The sequence below is a fragment of the Leuconostoc carnosum genome, assembly GCF_014207505.1.
Classification (GTDB): domain Bacteria; phylum Bacillota; class Bacilli; order Lactobacillales; family Lactobacillaceae; genus Leuconostoc; species Leuconostoc carnosum.
In genome coordinates, this window is record NZ_JACHGL010000006.1 from 53,588 (window position 1) to 74,979 (window position 21,392).

19 protein-coding genes are annotated in these 21,392 nt (G+C 38.1%); 2 read left to right on the forward strand and 17 right to left on the reverse strand.

Annotation, left to right across the window (positions count from 1 at the left end; all coding sequences use genetic code 11):
* Window positions 1–184: 184 nt before the first annotated feature.
* On the reverse strand, window positions 185–2,638 hold the full coding sequence (locus HNQ98_RS07300) for a phosphoketolase family protein (protein WP_014974948.1): 2,454 nt from the start codon (window positions 2,636–2,638) through the stop codon (window positions 185–187).
* Between the two features lie 242 nt (window positions 2,639–2,880).
* Complete coding sequence (locus HNQ98_RS07305) at window positions 2,881–3,609, reverse strand: GntR family transcriptional regulator (protein WP_014974949.1); 729 nt, start codon at window positions 3,607–3,609, stop codon at window positions 2,881–2,883.
* 79 nt (window positions 3,610–3,688) lie between these two features.
* On the opposite strand from HNQ98_RS07305, the gene HNQ98_RS07310 reads away from it, so the two are divergent.
* Both HNQ98_RS07310 and HNQ98_RS07315 read left to right on the forward strand, forming a co-directional pair.
* Entirely contained in the window at window positions 3,689–4,189 is a 501-nt protein-coding gene (locus tag HNQ98_RS07310) for an aminoacyl-tRNA deacylase (RefSeq protein ID WP_135197857.1), read from the forward strand.
* A complete protein-coding gene (locus tag HNQ98_RS07315; protein WP_135197858.1) occupies window positions 4,182–4,724 on the forward strand; it encodes a metalloprotease family protein in 543 nt (180 codons plus the stop codon). Before HNQ98_RS07310 ends, HNQ98_RS07315 begins: the two co-directional genes overlap by 8 nt.
* A 63-nt stretch (window positions 4,725–4,787) precedes the next feature.
* On the opposite strand, the gene dnaB is transcribed toward HNQ98_RS07315, so the two are convergent.
* The 15 genes from dnaB to HNQ98_RS07390 all read right to left on the reverse strand — a co-directional run bounded on the left by dnaB (window position 4,788) and on the right by HNQ98_RS07390 (window position 20,723).
* A complete protein-coding gene (gene dnaB, locus HNQ98_RS07320) occupies window positions 4,788–6,254 on the reverse strand; it encodes a replicative DNA helicase (protein ID WP_135197859.1) in 1,467 nt (488 codons plus the stop codon).
* A gap of 1 nt (window position 6,255) precedes the next feature.
* Window positions 6,256–6,708, reverse strand: a complete 453-nt coding sequence (gene rplI, locus HNQ98_RS07325) for a 50S ribosomal protein L9 (protein ID WP_019040144.1) — start codon at window positions 6,706–6,708, stop codon at window positions 6,256–6,258.
* A gap of 51 nt (window positions 6,709–6,759) precedes the next feature.
* Window positions 6,760–8,787, reverse strand: coding sequence for a DHH family phosphoesterase (locus tag HNQ98_RS07330; RefSeq protein WP_135197860.1), 2,028 nt, complete (start codon window positions 8,785–8,787; stop codon window positions 6,760–6,762).
* A gap of 244 nt (window positions 8,788–9,031) precedes the next feature.
* A complete protein-coding gene (gene rpsR, locus HNQ98_RS07335) occupies window positions 9,032–9,316 on the reverse strand; it encodes a 30S ribosomal protein S18 (protein WP_014974955.1) in 285 nt (94 codons plus the stop codon).
* A 36-nt stretch (window positions 9,317–9,352) separates the two neighbouring features.
* Window positions 9,353–9,901, reverse strand: a complete 549-nt coding sequence (ssb, locus tag HNQ98_RS07340; RefSeq protein ID WP_014974956.1) for a single-stranded DNA-binding protein — start codon at window positions 9,899–9,901, stop codon at window positions 9,353–9,355.
* Between the two features lie 33 nt (window positions 9,902–9,934).
* Window positions 9,935–10,231, reverse strand: coding sequence for a 30S ribosomal protein S6 (rpsF, locus tag HNQ98_RS07345; RefSeq protein ID WP_014974957.1), 297 nt, complete (start codon window positions 10,229–10,231; stop codon window positions 9,935–9,937).
* Window positions 10,232–10,417: 186 nt separating this feature from the next.
* Window positions 10,418–11,866 carry a Sapep family Mn(2+)-dependent dipeptidase gene (locus HNQ98_RS07350; protein WP_135197861.1) on the reverse strand — a complete coding sequence of 483 codons (1,449 nt, stop codon included), beginning with the start codon at window positions 11,864–11,866 and terminating at the stop codon, window positions 10,418–10,420.
* 54 nt (window positions 11,867–11,920) lie between these two features.
* On the reverse strand, window positions 11,921–12,745 hold the full coding sequence (locus HNQ98_RS07355; RefSeq protein ID WP_135197862.1) for an energy-coupling factor transporter transmembrane component T family protein: 825 nt from the start codon (window positions 12,743–12,745) through the stop codon (window positions 11,921–11,923).
* Between the two features lie 54 nt (window positions 12,746–12,799).
* Window positions 12,800–14,494, reverse strand: a complete 1,695-nt coding sequence (locus tag HNQ98_RS07360) for an ABC transporter ATP-binding protein (protein ID WP_135197863.1) — start codon at window positions 14,492–14,494, stop codon at window positions 12,800–12,802.
* A 52-nt stretch (window positions 14,495–14,546) separates the two neighbouring features.
* Complete coding sequence (locus HNQ98_RS07365) at window positions 14,547–15,113, reverse strand: ECF-type riboflavin transporter substrate-binding protein (protein WP_014974961.1); 567 nt, start codon at window positions 15,111–15,113, stop codon at window positions 14,547–14,549.
* Window positions 15,106–15,990 carry an SAM hydrolase/SAM-dependent halogenase family protein gene (locus tag HNQ98_RS07370; protein ID WP_041773237.1) on the reverse strand — a complete coding sequence of 295 codons (885 nt, stop codon included), beginning with the start codon at window positions 15,988–15,990 and terminating at the stop codon, window positions 15,106–15,108. The genes HNQ98_RS07365 and HNQ98_RS07370 overlap by 8 nt, the downstream gene beginning before the upstream one ends.
* Window positions 15,991–16,398: 408 nt before the next feature.
* A complete protein-coding gene (locus HNQ98_RS07375; protein WP_014974963.1) occupies window positions 16,399–16,938 on the reverse strand; it encodes a hypothetical protein in 540 nt (179 codons plus the stop codon).
* Window positions 16,939–17,157: 219 nt separating this feature from the next.
* Window positions 17,158–18,213, reverse strand: a complete 1,056-nt coding sequence (gene adhP, locus HNQ98_RS07380; RefSeq protein ID WP_014974964.1) for an alcohol dehydrogenase AdhP — start codon at window positions 18,211–18,213, stop codon at window positions 17,158–17,160.
* A gap of 219 nt (window positions 18,214–18,432) precedes the next feature.
* Window positions 18,433–19,929 carry a glutamate--tRNA ligase gene (gltX, locus tag HNQ98_RS07385; protein WP_135197864.1) on the reverse strand — a complete coding sequence of 499 codons (1,497 nt, stop codon included), beginning with the start codon at window positions 19,927–19,929 and terminating at the stop codon, window positions 18,433–18,435.
* A gap of 392 nt (window positions 19,930–20,321) precedes the next feature.
* On the reverse strand, window positions 20,322–20,723 hold the full coding sequence (locus tag HNQ98_RS07390) for a VOC family protein (protein ID WP_135197865.1): 402 nt from the start codon (window positions 20,721–20,723) through the stop codon (window positions 20,322–20,324).
* Between the last annotated feature and the right edge of the window lie 669 nt (window positions 20,724–21,392).

A 21,392-nucleotide genomic window follows, 5' to 3' on the forward strand; every position in this document is an offset into this window, starting at 1 on the left:
CCTTGCTCTCCTCTTAATTAAAATAACACATAGCTCAACTAGTGAGTATTATGAACATTCTTCTAATCTCTTTACAATTTATTATATCTTTTTTGTGTACACAAAAAACGAACCAGATACTAATCCGGTTCGTTTTTCATATTACCTGCTCATGTCAATAAACAAGCAACAATACTGATAACAATTACTTCAAAGCTGACCAATTCCAGTCAGTAAATTCTTCGATATCGCGACCTTCGCTACGAGTAACTTCGAAGTGCTTTGCCAATGTATCATCCATCTTAGCAATGAATGTATCAGCAGCAGCTTGATCAATCTTGCCATTTGCAGACAAGATTTCAGCAGCTTCTTTAGCTTGGTGGAAGCGATCCAAGTGTGAGTATACACGCATATCATAAGTCGTTGTAATGTCACCATCTTCACGGTAACCATGAACGTATACGTCACCTTCAAACTTACGTTCGAAGAAGAATGACTCAACTAAGTTTTCATAAGCATGGAAGCCAAAGATTACTGGTGTATTAGGTTGGAAGAACTTATCGAATTCTTCCTTTGATAATTCACGTTCATCATTCATGTTAGGTTCTGACTTCTTTTGCAAACGAAGCAATTCAACAACGTTAACATAACGGAACTTAACTTCAGGGAATGCTTGGTTAATCAACCACAAACCAGCCAAAGTTTCGATAGTTGGTTCTGTACCAGCAGATGCAAATGTAATATCAACATCACCAGAAGGTGCAGTAGAAGCCCAATCAATGACCTTCAAACCTTCATTAGCCAATACATCAGCTTCATCAGCAGTAAACCATTGTTGACGTGGTTGCTTAGAAGCAATCAACAAGTTAACCTTATGACGCTCTGAGAAAGCACGTGCTTGAACAGCTAACAATGAATTACCATCAGCTGGTAAGTATTCACGAATGAAGTTAGCTTTCTTCTCAGCCAAGTGAGTCAATAGACCTGGATCTTGGTGAGTATATCCATTATGATCTTGTTGGAACGCTGTTGATGTTGCAATCAAGTTCAATGATGGATAATCATTACGCCATGCTTGTTCTGATGCATGACGCAACCACTTGAAGTGTTGTGTGATCATTGTATCAACAACACGCAAGAATGATTCGTATGAAGCAAAGATTCCCACACGACCAGTCAATGTGTAACCTTCTAGCCAACCTTCAGCTTGATGTTCTGATAGTTGCGAATCAATGATACGACCTTCAGGTCCAACATACTCATCGTGCGGTTCCTTAACTTCTTCCATCCATTGACGGTTGGTTGTGTTAAAGAGACTCCACAAACGGTTTGACATTGTTTCATCAGGACCAAAGACACGGAATGATGTTGGGTTCAACTTAGCAACTTCTTCCAAATAGTTTGAAAGTGTTGTCATATCCATGTTTTGTGTTTGCTTTGGCAACTCTGTACCACGATTATCATCATTGATATCGTTAGTATATTGACGCCAATCAGGCAAAGTCAAATCTTCAGCCTTTTCGCCACGACGACGTCCACCATTCGCAATAGGGTTAGCAGACATACGCTTGTCACCCTTAGGTGTAATAGCTTTTAATTCATCCTTCAATGAACCATCAGCATTGAACAATTCTTCTGGCTTGTATGAATTCATCCATTCTTCGAATTGTGGCAATGTTTCAAGCTTAGCTTGTTCCAAAGGCAATGGCACTTGGTGCGCACGGAATGAATTTTCGATTGGGTTACCCTTTGCATCAAAGCGTGGACCACCCCATCCCTTTGGCAAGCGAGCAATAATTACTGGCCATGCAGGGATTGTACCGTCTTGATACTTACCGTTTTCACGTGCATCTTTTTGGATATTTTGAATATCTTCAATAGCTTGATCCAACACCTTAGCTGCCAATTCATGATATGCAGTATAATCATGAATATCATCATTTTCGATAAAGCGAGGTGAATATCCCAAACCTTCATAGAACTTTGTAATTTCTTCATCCGACATACGTGAGAATAATGTTGGGTTAGAAATCTTAAATCCGTTCAAATCCAAGATAGGCAAAACAGCACCATCATTCTTAGGGTTCAAGAACTTTGTTGAATGCCATGATGTCATTGATGGACCTGTTTCAGCTTCACCATCACCAACAACAGCAAATGCGATTTGGTCAGGATTGTCCAAAACAGCACCGAATGCGTGTGATAATGAATAACCTAATTCACCACCTTCATGCAATGAACCAGGTGTTTGAGCAGTCATATGCGATCCGATTCCACCAGGGAATGAGAAACGCTTGAATAAGCGGCTCATACCTTCCAAATCTTGTGTGATTTCTGGGTAATCTTCAGTATATTCGCCATCCAAGTAAGCATTAGTAACCATAACTTGGCCACCGTGTCCTGGACCACCGATATAGAACATGTTCAAGTCATACTTGTTGATCAAGCGGTTAGCGTGAGCATACAAGAATGTTTGACCTGAGATTGTTCCCCAGTGACCGATAGGCTTAACTTTAACGTCTTCGGCTTGGATTGGTGTGTTAGTAACTGAGAACAATGGGTTGCTCTTCAAGAAGATCATCCCTGCTGACAAATAGTTGGTTGCACGCCACCACTTATCAACGAGTTCTAAGTACTCTTTTGAATCAAAATCTGCCATGAGATTAAGTACTCCTTATTTTTTGAGAGAATCGTAAACCACGAATCTTTCTCCGTTATTTACTCTTCCAGTATAACTGATTATTCGCATTAGTTCAAGGAGAATGCCTTGAATTGGTTGATGTTATTTTTATTTTTGGTTGGTAGATTGTACTTATTGGTGCGACCCAATTTATACAATCTTCTTGCCTACAGACAAATAAAAGACGGCACGATTTGCCGTCTTTTAAAACAATATATTATCTATTCTGAATCAATACTTACAAAAGCATTGTACCTCAGATATTTATAATGCAAACGCATCGTTGAAAATTCAAGCGGTGTCCCATCATCCATAAAAAAGATACCTTCCATGATACCCACAGGTTCTTTTTCAGACAATTCAAGTAACTTTTGATCTTCTTGGTTCGAAGGTTCTGCCATAATCGTCATAAATGACTTAGTCACTGTCCGATGTTTCGTGTTCTCAACATACTCGTAAACAGATCCCGACACAATACTTCTACTCAAACCTGGTAACACATTTATTGGGACATACCCTCGTTCAATCATAAACGGTACACCCTCTAAGCGACGTAAACGTTTAATTTCATAAACAAAATCACCCTCATTTAAAAATAATGCTTGCTGTTGTTCAAGTGTTGCTGGTACCACTTGAAAATCTAATAATTCAATACTGGGTGCCTGTCCATCTACACGAAAGGAATCCGAAACACCCAGATTTGATCCTTCATGCTTAAAAATAGCATGATTTTTTAAATAAAGCGGATTAACAAATGTTCCGCTACCTCTTTTTTTAAAAATAACACCCTGTTGTACTAATACATTCAAGGCTCGTTTAATAGAGGAGCGTGATACTTGATACTGCTCAGCTAATGACCGCTCATCTGGTAATTTTAAATCTGAAAATTCACCATTATAAATTTTTTGTTTAAGGTCGGCTTGGACCGTAACATAAATCGCCTCTGACATCATATCAACTAGTATATCATAAATTGGTTGGACCGCGTCACTTTTTGGTGGTTCCAATTTGTGGTAAAATAATATCATCATGGCAAAGAAAAAAATTAAAAAAACACTTCCCGAACAAATTATGGACAAGCATCATATTAATTATGAATCGTTTGAACTCAACATTTTAGATAAATCAGAAGCTGAACGTGATATCATTCTGAATAAATATCGCGTTCAACATGAAGATATCTATAAAACATTAGCTGCTTCTGGTGATAAAACTGGTCCAGTCGTGGCTGTTTTGCCTATCACAAAGCATCTGTCACTCAAAAAATTAGCTGCCGCTTCTGGTAACAAAAAGGTGACCATGTTATCTCTCAAAGATTTACAAAGAACAACGGGTTATGTTCACGGCGCTAATAACCCCGTTGGTATTTGGCAAAACAAACATTTCCCTATTTATATTGATATATCCGCACAACATGCTGACTATTTTCTAGTTAGCGGTGGTGAACTGAGTAAATCAGATAAAGTTAAACCAACAGATGTTGCAACACTTACCAGTGCAACTTTTGTCGATCTATTAGAACATGATTGATTTACTCGTTCGACACTATATTTGGTGGTTCATCATCCCTATCATCATAACCTATATCCTCAGCTTAATCTCACAACAGATTACTCGTTGGGCGATGCAGCAAACTTCGTATGCCATTATCGCAATAATTGGATTTTTTGGCATTGTCATTCATGAGTTGAGCCACTTAATCATCGCGATACTGTTTCATCACAATATTACTGATTTTAAACTATGGCAAATCAGTAATGACGGTGTGCTTGGCTATGTTAATCACACATATAACAAGAACAGCTTTTATCAGCGCTTTGGTAATGTCTTTATTGGGTTGGCACCTATTTTTGGTTTGGGTCTAGCGGTTTATAGTTTGACATTGTTCATGTATCCACCCCTATTATCTTGGCGATTGCTGGTGGTTATCTGTTTGATGATTAGCTTCGTTTTTGGTTTCAATTTATCACGTGCTGATTGGATAAATTTTTGGTATGGTGTCCCATTTTACCTTATCATTATTTTCATTGTCACTATTATACAGATGCTATTAAAAAAGGATTGAATCTTTTCTGATTCAATCCTTTTTAATAGCATCTGTGACTAGGAATACCGGCAACGTTGATAATTACCAACCTGGGTTACCATTTGGCCCAGCAATCGGATCGTCTCTAAATAGTGGCGCCATAGGACTAAATTTAAATGTTGGTTTATTAAACATTAACGTCGCCGTACCACGGGCACCTGCTCGGTTTTTTTCTAAAATGATCTCGATAGGAACTGCTTCTTCTTCATCTCGAGGATCAGTTTCGCCGCTGTCTTCGCTACCATCATTGCGATAATAATCATCACGATATAAAAATGCGACAATATCTGCATCTTGTTCAATAGAACCAGATTCTCGCAAATCTGATAGTACAGGTCTTTTATCCGTGCGTTGCTCCACACCACGACTTAACTGCGCTAGCGCTAAAATTGGCGTATGCAATTCTTTGGCTAATTTTTTGATTGATCTAGAAATTTCTGCAACAGCTTGCTGCCTGCTCTCAGTATTATTAGATTCAATCAAACCAAGATAATCAATAATTACCATGCCAATTGGATGTGGATTTTCCACACGTTGCTCAGGCGTCATATCCGCAACCAAATCTTTTTCTAATTTACGTAATTTAGCACTGATTTGATTGATTTTTATACCAGCAGTATCATCCATATAAATTTGCATATTAGCTAACGACTGCATAGCTAAAGTTAGTGATTGCCAATCATCTGATGTCATCTGACCAGTGGTTAGGTGGTTCGAATCAATCGCTCCTTCGGCAGCAACCAATCGTGTTACTAAATCAACTGCCCCCATTTCCAAACTAAACACAACTACTGGTACTTGTTCAGCTTTAGCAACATTTTTAGCAATATTTAATACGAACGCCGTTTTACCAACAGCCGGACGCGCACCAAGAACAACCATCTGATCCTCACGAAACCCATGAGTTAATTTATCTAATTCTGGATAACCTGTGGCTAACCCAACGATATCATTGTCGTTATCCACAGCATTGTCTAAGTTCGATTGGAATTCTTGCAAAACATCTTTTATCTTTTGAAAATCTTCATCACCACGGTTTTCAGCTAAGGTATCTAGATTACGATTTAACACTTCCAAAATTTCTTCACTAGGTTCAGCAGAATCATATGCCAATGACATACTGCGTGTCATCAAATCAATCATACGTCTTAAAATCGCTTTTTCTCGAACAATATTAGCATAATGCCGTAAATTAGCTGATGATGCAGATGATTCTGAAATCTCAGCAAGATACGGCATGCCACCAACATTATTTAACTGCTGCATACTATTTAATTTATCTTGCAAAGTCAACATATCAATTGGACGTTGTTCATCGACCAATTGTTGCATTGCTTTAAAAATTGTTTGATGTGCTTGTCGATAGAAATCATCAGCTTGCAAAATAGCGCCAGCTGCTACCATCGCATTATCTGATTTAACATCAAAAAAAATGGCGCCGAGTACCGCACGTTCGGCATCCACATCTTGTGGTACTTGTCTATATTCGTATGATCCCGGATTGTCCATATTAACCCTCGCTCACGTGCACCCGCAAATTAGCTGTTACTTCTCGATGTAACTTCAATGGCACACTCGTATATCCCAAAACATGAATCGGTTGATTCAATACAAGTTTGCGCTTATCAATTTTCAAATGTTTTTGTTGTTCTAAAGCAGCAACAATTTGTTTAGTTGATACCGCACCAAACAAGCGCCCATCAGCACCTGATTTACCAGTCAACTCAACCACAAAACTATCATCTTCAATTTTTGACTTCAATGCATTTGCATTTGCCAAAGCTTCGGCAGCTGCTTTTTCTTCAGCTTTTTGACGACCCTTGACGGCACCTAAGTTTTTACCTGTTGCTGGTTCGGCTTTCTTATTTTTAATCAAGAAATTATTGGCATAACCATCTGGTACATCCTTAATTTCACCTTTTTTACCGCGTCCCTTAACATCTTCCAAAAATACGACTTTCATATGACTCTATCCTCCAAGTTCAAGGTGTTCCCCACCGTTTGTCTTAATTAATTATTCTTCTGCAGCCTCTGCTAACGCTGTGTGCAATTTTTCAGTTGCCTCATCAGTTGTGACATCGGATATTTGTGTTGCAGCATTAGATAGATGACCACCGCCGTCCAATGCTTCCATAACACGCTGCACATTACGTTGACCTGTAGAACGTGCTGAAATGCCAACACGATCATCATTACGTTTAGTGATCACATAAGATGCCTCTACACCACTAATTTGTAATAATTCATCAGCTGCTTGGGCAGTAATCAACCCAGAATAAACAGCCCCATCTTCACCTGTTACAATCGCATTACCATCTTTCACTATTGCTAAATTAGTGAGATGCGTCCGTGATTTGAAATCTGTGAACTTTTCTTTCATGAATGACTGAATCAAGTTACTATCAGCACCATTGGCACGCAAATAACTTGCTGCATCAAATGTACGAGAACCGGTGCGCAATGTGAAATTCTTTGTGTCAATCTGAATACCACCAAGCATGGCAGTTGCCTCTAATTTAGTAATAGGTGCATGACTTTGATCCTGATACTGTAGCAATTCTACTACCAACTCCGAAGTTGACGATGCATATGGTTCAACGTATGATAATAATGGCTTTTCAGAAAGCCCCTGCTCAGCCAAACGATGATGATCAATCACGACAACACGATTAGCTAAACGTTCAAGTAATTGCGGCACACTAGTAATTGACGCACGCGCGTGATCGACTAAAATCAATAAGGTATTATTACGTACAAGTTTCAGCGCACGAGCTTCATCCACAATTGAATCATTGATATTTGCACCTGGTGCAACAATGTCTGGTGGATTCTTCCTAATTTCCTGTAGCAACAGTGTAATATCACTATACACTGATTTTTCATCCACAACCAAAAAAGCCGGTTTATTTTTGGTTTGTGCCATTCGCCAAATGCCCAATCCTGCACCAATTGCATCAAGGTCAGGCGTCTTATGGCCAGCGATCATGATATTATCTGATTGCTCCATCAATTCAGCGACTGTTTGTGAAATCATCCGCGCGCGTACACGTGTACGTTTTTCCATTGGATTGGTTGCACCACCATAGAAACGCGCTGCCTCTTGACTAGACTTAACAACAACTTGATCACCACCGCGACCTAATGCCAAATCTAAATGCGTTTGTGCCATTTTTGCCAATGCAATAATATCTTGTTCACCATAGGCAATACCCATAGATAGTGTCACAGGCGAATTTTGTTGAGCTGTTGCTTCACGAATAGACTTTAAAATTGAAAATTTATCTTTTTCAGCTTCTTGTAAAGCTTTCTGATATCCAAACATGACATAATGAATCGTATTTAGTCGACGCAAATAAATATGGTGCGTTGTCGCCCACTCAGAAAGTGCACCAGTGACGTAAGTCCGCAATGTGGATGTTTCTGACTCACTCATACCGTCAGTGACTTCCTCATAATTATCAACTGAAATCAAGCCACTAAACAATTGATGTTCATCATATTCTTGTGAAATTGCCGCATATTCACTAATATCCATCATGTAAATCACACGCAAATTCTGCTGTACATAAAGTGAGAATTGTTTATTTTGCCATGTGATTGTATTTGTTTCTCTAGCATCTGAATAATTTTTAATGCTTGATGCTAATTGCGTATCTAATTCATCTAATGTTAAACCTAATACATCTCGCTTATTAAGATAAGCCTGCATATATGGATTAATCCAATCAATTTTCTCGGATTCATTCAGTAATATGATCCCAATTGGCATCCGAATTAAGGCCTCTTGCTCACTGCGGGAAATACGATATCCCAAACCTGACAGATATTCCTGAACATCTTCGTTAACTTCTTTCAATGCTTGAACAGAGTAGACTAAACCAATAATAACAACGATGATCCATATTAAACCAAAAATCCAATTGATGAGCAACGCAAAAATAACACTTAGTCCGCTGACTGAAAACAATAGCAGTGCAACCATACCAAGTTTTGAATTTTGAAAGAATATGGGTAATGATTTAAAATCCAATAGCTTTTTCACAAATAACCTCAATGCTCTCTCATTGTGTCCTATTTTAAAACATCAAACACAAAAATAAATGTATACTCTATTTTACCACAGTTATGATTTTCCAAAATAAACAAAACAGTCAATACTTTGCGACCGAAGTTTGCTAAAAATTACAAACTTGCTTTATTGACGATAAAACCCCCAAGGCTGGATTAAAATCCAATCTTGGAGGTTTTTTATAATTACCTAAGTTTCCAAAGGTAATTGATATTAATTAGTCTTCTGTAACGAATGGTAGCAAAGCCATGATACGTGCACGCTTGATAGCTGCAGTAACTTTACGTTGGTTCTTTGCTGAAGTACCAGTCACACGACGTGGCAAAATCTTGCCGCGTTCTGAAATGAAGCGTTCCAACAATTCAGTGTTCTTGTAGTCGATGTAGTCGATGTGGTTAGCTGCAATAAAGTCAACCTTACGACGACGACGTGGACCGCCTTGTGGGCGACGTGAACGTTGTGGACGTTCTGAGTTTTGTGGACGTGAGTTTTGTTCTGACATGATTAAAGCTCCTTTCTTAATGTTTAATTTATATTTTTAGAATGGTAAATCATCATCTGATATATCAATTTCTGTATTGCCACTAGCCGCAAATGGGTTAGGTGCATCATTTTGTGTCGTTGCTGTCGATTGTGAGTTTGAATTTTGGTTCGCACTTGCAAATGGATCAACACCACTAAATGAATTATCACTTGGTGCACCAAAGTTGCCACCATTGTTAGATGGTGTTGATGAGCCGTTTTGTGAACGACGTTTCTCACTTTCAGCGCGTGATTCAAGCAATGAGAAATTATCTACAACAACTTCGGTAACGTAAACACGTTGACCTTGATTATTTTCATAATTTCTTGTTTGCAATCGGCCTTCAACGGCTACCAAAGCACCTTTACCAGTAAAATTCGAGAAATTTTCAGCTGCTTTACGCCAGATAACAGCGTTAATAAAGTCAGCTTCCCGCTCACCAGCTTGGTTAGTAAATTGGCGGTTAACTGCAAGACTAAATGTCCCAACAGCTGTACCTGATTGCGTATAGCGCAATTCCACGTCACGGGTCAATCGCCCAATCAATACTACTCGATTAATCATATTAAAAGCTCCTTCACCAGTGGAATTTCAGAATTATTCTGCGTCGCGCTTAACGATCATGTGACGCAAGATGTCTTGTGAAATCTTTGCCAAACGATCAAATTCGTTGATAGCAGCATCGTCTTCTGCAGTAAAAGTAATTACGTGATACAAGCCTTCGCGGTATCCAGCAACTTCATAAGCAAAACGACGAGTTGCCCAGTCAGCTGACTTAACAATTGTTGCGCCATTGTCAGATAAGATACCATCAAAACGCTCTACAAGCGTCTTTTTTGCATCTGAATCCAAATCTGGGCGAACGATATAAGTCAATTCGTATGATATAGCCATGTTTTATTTCCTCCTTTTGGTCTCTGGCAGCCTAAGCTGCAAGGAGTGCATGCAATTTTATGCATTCACAGTTATTAATGATACTACAAAACTACTAGTAATTTCAAGTACTTCGCAAAATTTTCCACCTGGTACGATCATAATACGTTTGACACGGACCTCATACTTACTGAACCTCATCACAGTTTATTTTGATATGTCATGCAATGCGTGTGCAAAAATAGCCTGTGTCTTTGGAATATGATCTAGTAAAGCATACTCATCAGGTTGATGACTAGTAATCTCCACGTCAGGAAATTGACCACCAAATGCCACACCTCGTTTTAATAACCGTGCATAGGAACCACCGTTGGAAATTTTATACGTTTTTTGTGTGTGCGTATGCTCAGCGTAAATTTCTTCTAACACATTGACAATAGGATCTTTTAAGTCCACCATATGTGGCTGGTTACCAAACTGAGCTTCTTTAAAAATTCTAGCCTTTAACCCACCGATATGCCGCTGTACTTGAGTCAAAATAGCCGTTTCTGTGATCCCAATTGGGAAACGAAATTGAATGCGAATATCACTATTTGCACTGTGATAATAATTCATCTGGCCAATATTCATGGTTAAATCACCCATGATATCATCATGAAACACTAATCCCAACTTTTCTCCAAAAACATTTTGATGGTTACCATTTCCCAAAAATTCAATAAATGCATGCGCTTGATCCGTAAATTCAAATTGATCTAAGAAATGTGCCAAATAAGTACCTGCATTGAGGCCATCTTCAGGATAGGCACCATGAACTGATTTACCGTATAACGTTAATGAAATATGACCATCATCGTACTGTCCAATACCCGTAATCACTGGTAAATTAGTTAGATAGGCTTCATATTGTGCCAAAAACTTATTGATATCTGCGCCATCGGGTAAACGTACAATAGCTTTTGCTACACCCGGTACGACGTTATCACGATTCCCAGATTCGAAGCTAATCAGCTGCATGTATGTTGTATTATACATTTGATTACCTTGAAATTTGATCACAATTGTTTGTACACCCTTTTCTCCAGGGACAACAGGAAACGTGCCATCAGGTGAAAATCCAAGTGTTGGCTCGCCGATTTGTTCAAGATAGGTTTTCATGTCACGCCAATCTGACTCTTCATCACTACCAAAAATTAAACGAATTTTACGTCGTGGCCAAAAGCCGCTATCTCTTAATTGACGTAGTGCATAATAACTTGCCAATAGATCGACCTTCATATCGTGAGCACCGCGTGCGTAGATTCTATTACCAATAATTTTAGGACTAAAAGGTAACGTTGTACGCCATGATGCCGCATTCCCTGGGACAACATCTACGTGAGATAACACACCGACTGTTTCGCTGGCATCACTTGGACCATAATCAACGACCACAACCATATTATCTGCTACACGCTCGACAGTGAAGCCATCTCTAGTTGCTATATCTACTAAATAAGCCAAAGCCATTTCAATACCAGCTCCAAATGGGTGCTGTAATGTTGCAGTTACGGGATCTAATACCGATGGAATAGCTAAGAATTGTAACAAATCCTGAACTAATTCCGGTTGGTAAGCTTCTGCCTCTTGTTGCCATTGAACAATCGATTTTATCATATTACATCAAGCACACTGATAGTCATTAGCAACAATACCAGTATCCATTCTCCTTTACTTGAAGGGATTATATAGCCGACCACCATTATGAATCAAAAGTGCCACACCAATGCCGACGATGATTAATGAACCAATAAACATGCAGACATCGCGTATTGAAAACGACTGCTCTTGGTACCAAGAGCGTTGTTTCTGCCGACCAAAACGGCGTAACTCCATCGCTTGGCTGATTGTTTCAATACGATCTAAGCTCGTGAATACCAATGGCAAAATAATTTGCACAGCACCTTTGGCGCGGTTTTTCAATGATGCTTTTTTAGAAATTTCATAACCACGTGCCTGCTGTGCCAAATTAATCGTATGATAATCACTTTGAACATCAGGAATATAGCGTAAGGTAATCGAGAACGCGTAAGCAATTTTGTATGGCACCCCAATTTTGTTTAATCCAGCTGAAAATTCGCTTGGGTTAGTGGTAAATAAAAGAATAATCGCCAAAGGCAGTGAAAAGAGATATTTAAGCAACAGATTAAATTCATAAAACAGTTGTTCTTGGGTAATCGACCAATAGCCACTACCAAAAACCACATGGCGTGTACCATATAATTGAGTACCATATTGAGGTGCCAAAACAGCGATCATCACTAAATTAATCACTGCAAAAATTAACACTAATTTCAGCATGACAGCATACTCACGATATTTTATTTGTGCCGTTTGCATTAAAATCACTGCAAATAACCCAAGAGCAAACAAGAAACGTGTATCATATGATATCATCCCCATCGTCGTCAGTAACAAAAAACCAACCAGTTTCGACGTACCTGTTGTGTGATTTAGCCAAGTGTTTCTCTTCTTATATCCAAATAAATTATTCATTGTTTCACATTATTCCCCATAGCAGTTGCTGAAATTAATAGCTATCATAATTCATTACGGATTCCAGACTGGTTCAGTTACAATTGCAGCATTTAACTCTTCTGGATGAGAGATATCTAACCGTGCCGCCAATTGGTAAATACTTGTCGTACATAAACTTGCCATTTCAACTAACTGCTCATTGGCAAGTAATTCTGCCGGTGTCGTATCACCAATTAACTGACCATTAACAATCACCAATGTCCGTTGAACAAAATTAGCAAGTAAATGCATATCATGTGTAATGATAATAATCGTTGTCTGTTCATTATGATTGATACGCGATAAAAACTTGAGTAAATTAGCTGTATGTGTCGCATCTTGACCCGCGGTAGGCTCGTCTAAAATCAAAATTTCAGGTGATAAAACAAGTACTGAAGCAATGGTCAATCGTTTTTTTTGTCCAAAACTTAATGCCGATATTGGCCAATGTCGCATGCTATCTAAATCAATTAACTTCAAAACGCGACGAACACGTGCCTCAATTTCATCTTCTGAGACATGTCGTAAAATCAAACCACTAGCCACTTCTTCAAAAACTGTGGTTTTCGTAATCATGTGATTGGGATTTTGTAACACATAACCAATATGATCAGCACGTTCCTTAATTGACTGCTGTAACACGGATGTCCCATCCAGCAAAATATCGCCAGAATCTGGTGTTAAAAAACCAGTTAATAAATGTGATAATGTCGTTTTACCAGAACCATTTTTACCAACAATACCTAAAATTTCACCTTGATTGATCACTGTGTGAAATTGTTTAAATAATGGTTGGCTCCTCTCATAACTAAAATCTAAGTCTTCAATGATTAGCTGTGGCGTTAAATGGCGGTCTCGTTTGACTGTTTGTTTGAGCTGCTCAATGGCCAATTTATGCTGGCTAACATCGACCGCCTTAACATCCGATATGCGCGGTATTGCCGTGATATCAATTTGCGCGCGTCGCAATAATTGAATGTATAGTGGTTCATCTAACCCGTTTTGAGAGAGAATACCAGACTGAATGATTTTTGTTGGTGTCCCATTAGCCACAATACGTCCCTGTGACATCACAATCACACGGTCAACATTTGCATTGAGCACCTCCTCAATACGATGTTCAATAATCACAACTGTTAAATCACGTTCTGTTTGTAACTTATCAATCATTGCCATAGCCGCAGCGCCTGCTGCTGGATCTAAACTAGCTAGTGGTTCATCAAACAATAATAATTTACCGTCATCAACCAATACACCAGCCATAGCTGTACGCTGTTTTTGACCACCAGATAACGCCTGTGGAGACAGATCTAAGCGTTCTCCCAAGCCAAATCGTTTAGCCCACTTGGACACAGCTGTTTTAATTTTACCCACTGGTTGATGATCATTTTCTAAAGCAAAAGCAATATCTTCCGCTACTGTTAGACCAACAAATTGAGCATCAGAATCTTGTAAAACAGTCCCTGCTTGTAATGATAAATCAAACAGTGACTGATCCAATATATCTTGACCATTTAAAGTTAATGATCCAGATACATCACCAGGATAAGCTTGTGGTATTAAGCCATTCAATAGACGTAATAGTGTTGTTTTCCCCGACCCAGAAGCACCTGCAATCAAGACTTTTTCACCGGGATAAATCTGGAAACTTAAGTCGTGTAATGTTGGTTCTGCTTGTGCATGATATTTGAATGTCACATGTTTAAAATCGATTAACGGCGCTGTCATGATGTTTCCTTGACTTTCTATATGTACGCAGGATTAGAACCTGCTTGCTGAGTTATTCACTGCGAAGGCTACTCTTTTTGGGACGTGATTTCACGTAGGCCACCAAAAGTAGCGAACCAATCACAGCCACTGACACAATATTAACCACAGCTGTCACCGCGCCTTGTAAAAATACTTTTTGTGCTGCTTCTTTATAAATTAAAATATCTCCAACTGGTGCTACCACAACCCAAACAAATATATTAACAACAACTTGCCAGATATTGAATTGGATTAATTTTTTAGCTGTTAAATCACCATACTCTAATAATAAGAACCGTCTGCTGAGACCAAGTAAGAAGCCAAATAACGCGTCAGCAATAACCCATGACCACCATGGTGAGCCATAAGTCACGGCATCATTTAATGTGTGGCCAATGAACCCTACCAAAAGACCCACGACTGGACCAAATAAACCAGCAATTAATGCTAACCAACCTTCAGCAACGTTAATGTTTGTATTTGAAATACCAGTTGGAATTGATATAAACTTCATCAGTACAAAAAATACGGCAGCCCCAATACCTGTTGCAACTACTGAACGTACTGAAAAACCATTTGATTTCTTTCTGTTATTCATTGTCTTCTCCTACTTTCTGTACTGTTTTGGTGAGTGTAACTTGCCAATCTGGCCCAGCCCCCACATGGTAGCTTTGCTCAAAACTACCAGTGTGTACACCCAAAGCCACCGTATAAACAGAATTAATATAAATTAGTGCTTCACCTGGATTAACGTCATTGAAAGTGTGTACATAAGGTAATAACTCATCAAACAACATATGACCTTGATTTTTAATTTGTACACGCAATACATCACCGTACGACAACTGCAATTTTTCAAACTCATTTAATGGTATATTTGACCAGAGTGAGCCAAAGTTGACATCAGTAATATCTATATTACCAACCAACTGTGGCTGGCCAGCCGTATTTTCTTGATAACGACCTGGCTGGATTGGCAGTTTAACCAAATCATCTGGTGCTAATGTTTGTCCATAATCATCATAATGAGTCTTCCCACTCGCTAATTGTGCCCCATTAAAGGCATAGATATCACGACCATGGAAAGTAGATGATTTTTCTGATCCTGGCAAACGTTGTGTCGTTTCATTAATCACACGTGCACTTTCAATCAAGTGATGTGACAATAAATGAGATAATGTGCCATTATCCGGTGTTACAATGTACTGTCCACTGATTGTTTTAGCGACGATTGATAACCGTTTAGAGCCAACACCTGGATCAACCACTGAGACAAAAACTGTCCCTGCTTGCCAATAACTAAAGGTTTGAAACAAACGAAACGACCCCTCAAAAATATTAAATGGTGCAATACCATGTGTTAAATCACTCACAATAATGTCATTTGAAACACCATAGGCGACGCCATGCATGGAGCTCACGGCACCATCTTGTAGCCCAAAATCAGTTTGCAAAACGAGATGTTTATTTGTCATATTCTTTAATGTGTCTGGCATGAATTGATTTAGTCAGTTCCGAATGAATCTGGTACTGAGGGACATCTGTACGAAACACGTTTCCTTTCAATATTGTTAAACTAATAAAAAAGCCCTGTTAATTATCAAATTAACAGGGACGTAAAGACGTGGTACCACCCAAATTCAACGATAATTGAGATAAGCATTCCAATCATCATACTCTTAGTTGATAACGGTACTAACCGAATAAATAGCTTTCACTATTGATCTCTTCCACGCTCATCTTCAACACATTGCATCATGTCAGTTTCCACTACCCTGACTCACTTGTTTTCTGCGCCCTGCCTACTCTTCGCTTCACTGATTTATTAACATGAGTTAATTTTAAGACAGTTATTAACATTTGTCAATCAAACAACCATTTTATTAATCTGGCAAAATAATTTGTGTTGATGGTCCTTGTTTATCTGGCTTATTTTCTTGCTCCTGTACCAAATAACTCGGAAACAAAGTCAATTCTTTCTCTTCGAAACCCACAACCGATGAACCCAGAATACGTGTCACAAGTTCTAGTAACCGTTCTTCAAATATCTCTTTATCAATTGTCTCAATTTCTGGTTTTAAAGCTTGTTGATACATATTAATATGTACATTTGGTACGAGCGCATAGTCACGGCTGATTAACCCAGCCCATTCTTCAAATACTTCGTTGGGAATTTCTTCGTTTTCGTTGGCAATAGGCATAAAATTAATACTAAACGTATTATTAGCTTCACCAGCCTCGTCAAACTCTGCTTTCGTGATATTGCCTTCAGTTAATTCCAAGGCAAAATCAAAATCAAAAGCACGTCGCTCATCAAAAATATGAATAAATCCCGCCGTTATTTGATCCTGACTAGCAGCATCTACGACACGTAGAATACGGTCACGCTGACCATTAAACAATTGTTGTGTAAAGTATGGCATTTTTTTATTACGTCGCAGGATCGCTGGTCCTTAAACTAAAGCAACCAAGCAACATATTTCCTCCACTGTATTTGTTACCCAATTCTAACACAAACTCGCTTCTCAGGTCACCAAAGCTCATGTTAAACTCAAAATTAGAAATCAAAGTACATTTTATTCATAAAAACAGCAGACAAGCTTTAAGCCAATCTGCTGTTTTTTAATATTTATTAAATCATATTAGAGTGTTGTGAAATCAAATACTTTACGGCCTGTAATACTACCAGCCTTCATTTCATCAATTACTTCATTCATATCGTTAAAGTTAACTTTTTCAACAATAGGCTTAACCTTACCTTCAGCACCAAATTGGAAAGCTTCCTTCAAATCAGCACGTGTACCAACTAATGAACCACGTACTTCAATGCCATCCAAAACTGTCTTAGCAATATTCAAAGCCATATCACCTTGTGGCAAAGCGACAGCTACTAACTTTCCCATTGGGCGAAGTGAGTTAACAGCTTGGTTAAATGCTGCTGCATTCACAGCAGTTACTTGTGCAGTGTGGGCACCACCAGTTGCTTTTTGTACCTCTTCAGCAACATCAGCTACCTTTTTACGATTAATCAACACTTCAGCACCATTAGCCTTAGCAGCTGCTAACTTGTCATCATTCCCATCAATGACAGCTACGTGTGCACCAAAGACGTTATGAGCATATTGCACAGCCAAATTACCTAAACCACCAGCACCATGAACTGAAACCCATTGACCAGGCTTTGTTTCACCAACTTTAAGTGACTTATACATTGTGACACCAGCACATGTGATAGATGTTGCCTCAACAGGGTCTAAGCCATCTGGTACTTTAACGGCATACTGGGCATTAACAACAACTTGTTGTGACATCGCACCATCAACTGTATAGCCAGAATTACGAACTTTACGGCAAAATGTTTCATTACCTGAAACACAAAAGTCACAAACACCACAAGCATCGTAGAACCAAGCGACTGAAACACGATCGCCAATCTTTAAATAATCACTAGCGCCTTCAGCTAATTTTGATACACGCCCAACACCTTCATGCCCAACAACACGACGGAAATTACCATTACGTTGTCCTATTTCATTTGGATTACCAAAGTCACCACTAGCTACATGTAAATCTGTATGGCATAAGCCAACATATTCCATATCAACCAAGGCTTCGCCAAAAGCTAATGGCTTTGGCTCCCAATTATCTACTAAATCAACGTAACCATCTGGTGTTTCACGTACAATTGCTGCTTTCATGAGCAAACTCCTTTATCTTCGTGCGATTTCATGTGAACTATTTTACATGTAAGTTGTACCCGTTTTGATAGTGATTGTAAAGGTTTGCATCATTAAAATTACAAATTCTAAAAAAGTAAGTGAAATTTATCGTTTTTTGCACAATAGCATATAACTATACTCTGATTAGTGACTCAAAAAAAGTTTCTATGAAATTTAATTTCATAGAAACTTTGTCAATTAATTCAAATACTTAGTTTTAACATCAGCCATTGTTTGTAATACAGTTGCTTTATCCAAAACGACCAACATTTCAGGCAAATTTGGTCCTTGTACTTCATGTGTGGTGGCGATACGGATGGGATTCCATAGATTACGCCCTTTAATCTCAAGATCATTTTGGATTGCACGAATTGTATTCATGTAATCATCGGCAGTAGCTGTCTCGGGCAATGCAGTATAAGCTTTTTCCCAAGCTGAAAATACTTTACGCCCATCGTCAGATGTCAAGTAATCCAACATTTCTTCTGTAAGTTCACCTAGCGCAAAGAATGGTTGACGCACTAACTCCACAATCTCTCGCGTATAAGAAATACCTTCGACACCAGCGACTTTAATCACTTCAGTCAACCAGTCATTTTTTTCTTGCGCTTCAGCTTCAGAAACAAATCCCGCATCGACTAATTCTTGAATGAGTTGTGGCATCACATTATTCAAGTCACGACGCATCCATTGATTATTAATCCATTCTAATTTTTTCTGATCAAACTTAGCATTAGCCTTTGACAGACGAGTTTCATCAAACATTTGCTTAAATTCTTCAAGTGAGAAAATTTCATCTTCACCTTTGGGTGACCAACCAAGTAACCCAATGAAGTTTACCATAGCTTGTGGTTGATAGCCTAACTCTTTATATTGTTCGACAAACTGCAAGACATTTTCATCACGCTTTGACAACTTTTTACCTGTCTCACCATTAATTATCAATGCCATGTGCCCAAACTTTGGAATATCCCAACCTAATGCTTCAAAAATCATCATTTGCTTAGGTGTATTTGAGACATGGTCATCCCCACGCAAGACATGCGAGATTGCCATTAAATGATCGTCAACAACAACAGCAAAGTTGTAAGTTGGCATGCCATCAGCTTTTTGGATAACCCAATCGCCACCAATTTCTTTGCCTCCAATTTCAATATGTCCTTTAACAATATCATCCCACGCATAGATTTTGTCTTCTGGTACACGAAAACGAATAACAGGCTTTAACCCTTGAGACTCAAATTCAGCATACTTAGCCTCACGCGCTTCATCTGATAAGCCTTTATATTCATAAACGTAATGTGGTGCTTGTTTAGCGGCTTGCTGCGCTGCACGTTCTTGTGCCAATTGCTCAGAAGTCTTATAAGATTTATAAGCTAAACCTTTTGCCAATAACTCGTCAATAAATTCTTGATAAATACCTTGCTCATTACGTTCTGATTGACGATATGGCCCGTATTCACCTGGCTTTTCAGGTGATTCATCCCAATCTAAACCAAGCCAAGCCAGATTATCTAGCTGTGACTTCTCACCGTCGGCAATATTTCTGGCTGCATCAGTATCTTCAATTCGAATAATAAATTGCCCATTATAATGACGCGCAAAAAGCCAATTAAAAATGGCTGTACGCGCATTACCAATATGTAAATGTCCAGTTGGTGATGGCGCATAGCGGACACGAATGTCATTTGTCATGTTTCAAAATCTCCTATTTTGGAATATTAATCATGTTTTGTCTAGATACTAGTATACAACATTCTACGCCTTAATTTCCAACACACTACGTGCAAAAACACAAAGTATCATAACTCCAACATCTCTAAGCGAAAATGAAATAATATTGATATTCATAACAACAATAGACATGGTATGTTGCTGAAAGTCAATCTCTCAGAATAAATATTAATAAGCAATAGTTAATTTCATTTATTGGCATGGACGATTGGAGAGCTAAATTCACCACAAATCCTATAGCCATTAAATAAATTAAATAAGTAGTTTAAATAACTAATCAACATAATAGCAGTTACCAAAAATAAAAAAGAATTGAATCTTAATTAACTGACTCAATCTTTTTGCCTGATAAATTATAATTCTGTACTAACTAATTCCACTTTGATTCGATCTGGATCTTCAAAATACAACGCATAACTTTCAGAACTTGCAGCATGAGGATAACGCTCAGGATATAATTCGATATAGTGAGCATTAATCATTTGTAAACGTATATTATCTAATTGATTATTTTTTGCTACAGAAAAAGCTAAGTGGTTTAGCCCTACTCTTGTCCGATTATATTCGGGTGTTATTTTATTTGATTGGACAAAGACAATGTAGGTATTATTTAAAATATAGCTAATACCAGTGTTCCACTTCTGGTGAATGCTGTAACCTAAATTATCCAAAAGTAATAAGTCCCAAAATAATCGTGTTTTATTTAAATCGCTGACGTAAATTTCTATATGATTTATCAGACCGTTACTACTCATGTTTTCACATTCCAATCATTTATCTAAGTAAGCTCAAAATTCTATTTTATAATAGTTTATCATCTATTTATATTCAATGCCTAATCAAGTGCTATCTCTTTATTTTTCTCATGTATTTAATAACTAATAATAAAATACTTCAGTAATTAGAAATTGTTGAACAGAAAGAAGTAGCCAGGTATGTTCCAAAATTAATATTAGACTTAAAAATTATACTGACTTTTAGATCAACATGTATATTATTTTCCATGAATAATAATTTCGTACAACACCATATAACAAAATAGCAAAAATACTTCCAGTTGCTATTAAAACTATTAATTTAAATATTTTCGCTAAAATAGAATTTACTGAAATGATCCTATACGGAATTTATTAGATTGAATAGGCATAAGTCCATATTATACACATTCAGTGTTAGTACAAAACCAGTTATAGGTAAACCCAATTCTTCCCTAAAAACTAGACCTCACTGTCCACTAATGGACTGACAGAATTTTTTACATTACTGAAAGACTTGATTTAAAAAAACTATTGACAACTCATCAAATTCTTAGTATTCTTAATTTACAAACAACTCGGAGAATAATTATGCAAAATACATTAGCACAATTTAGCAATGCCTGGTGGCGTCGATAAAGTCAGCTTTTCGGTAACGGATAAAGCTGA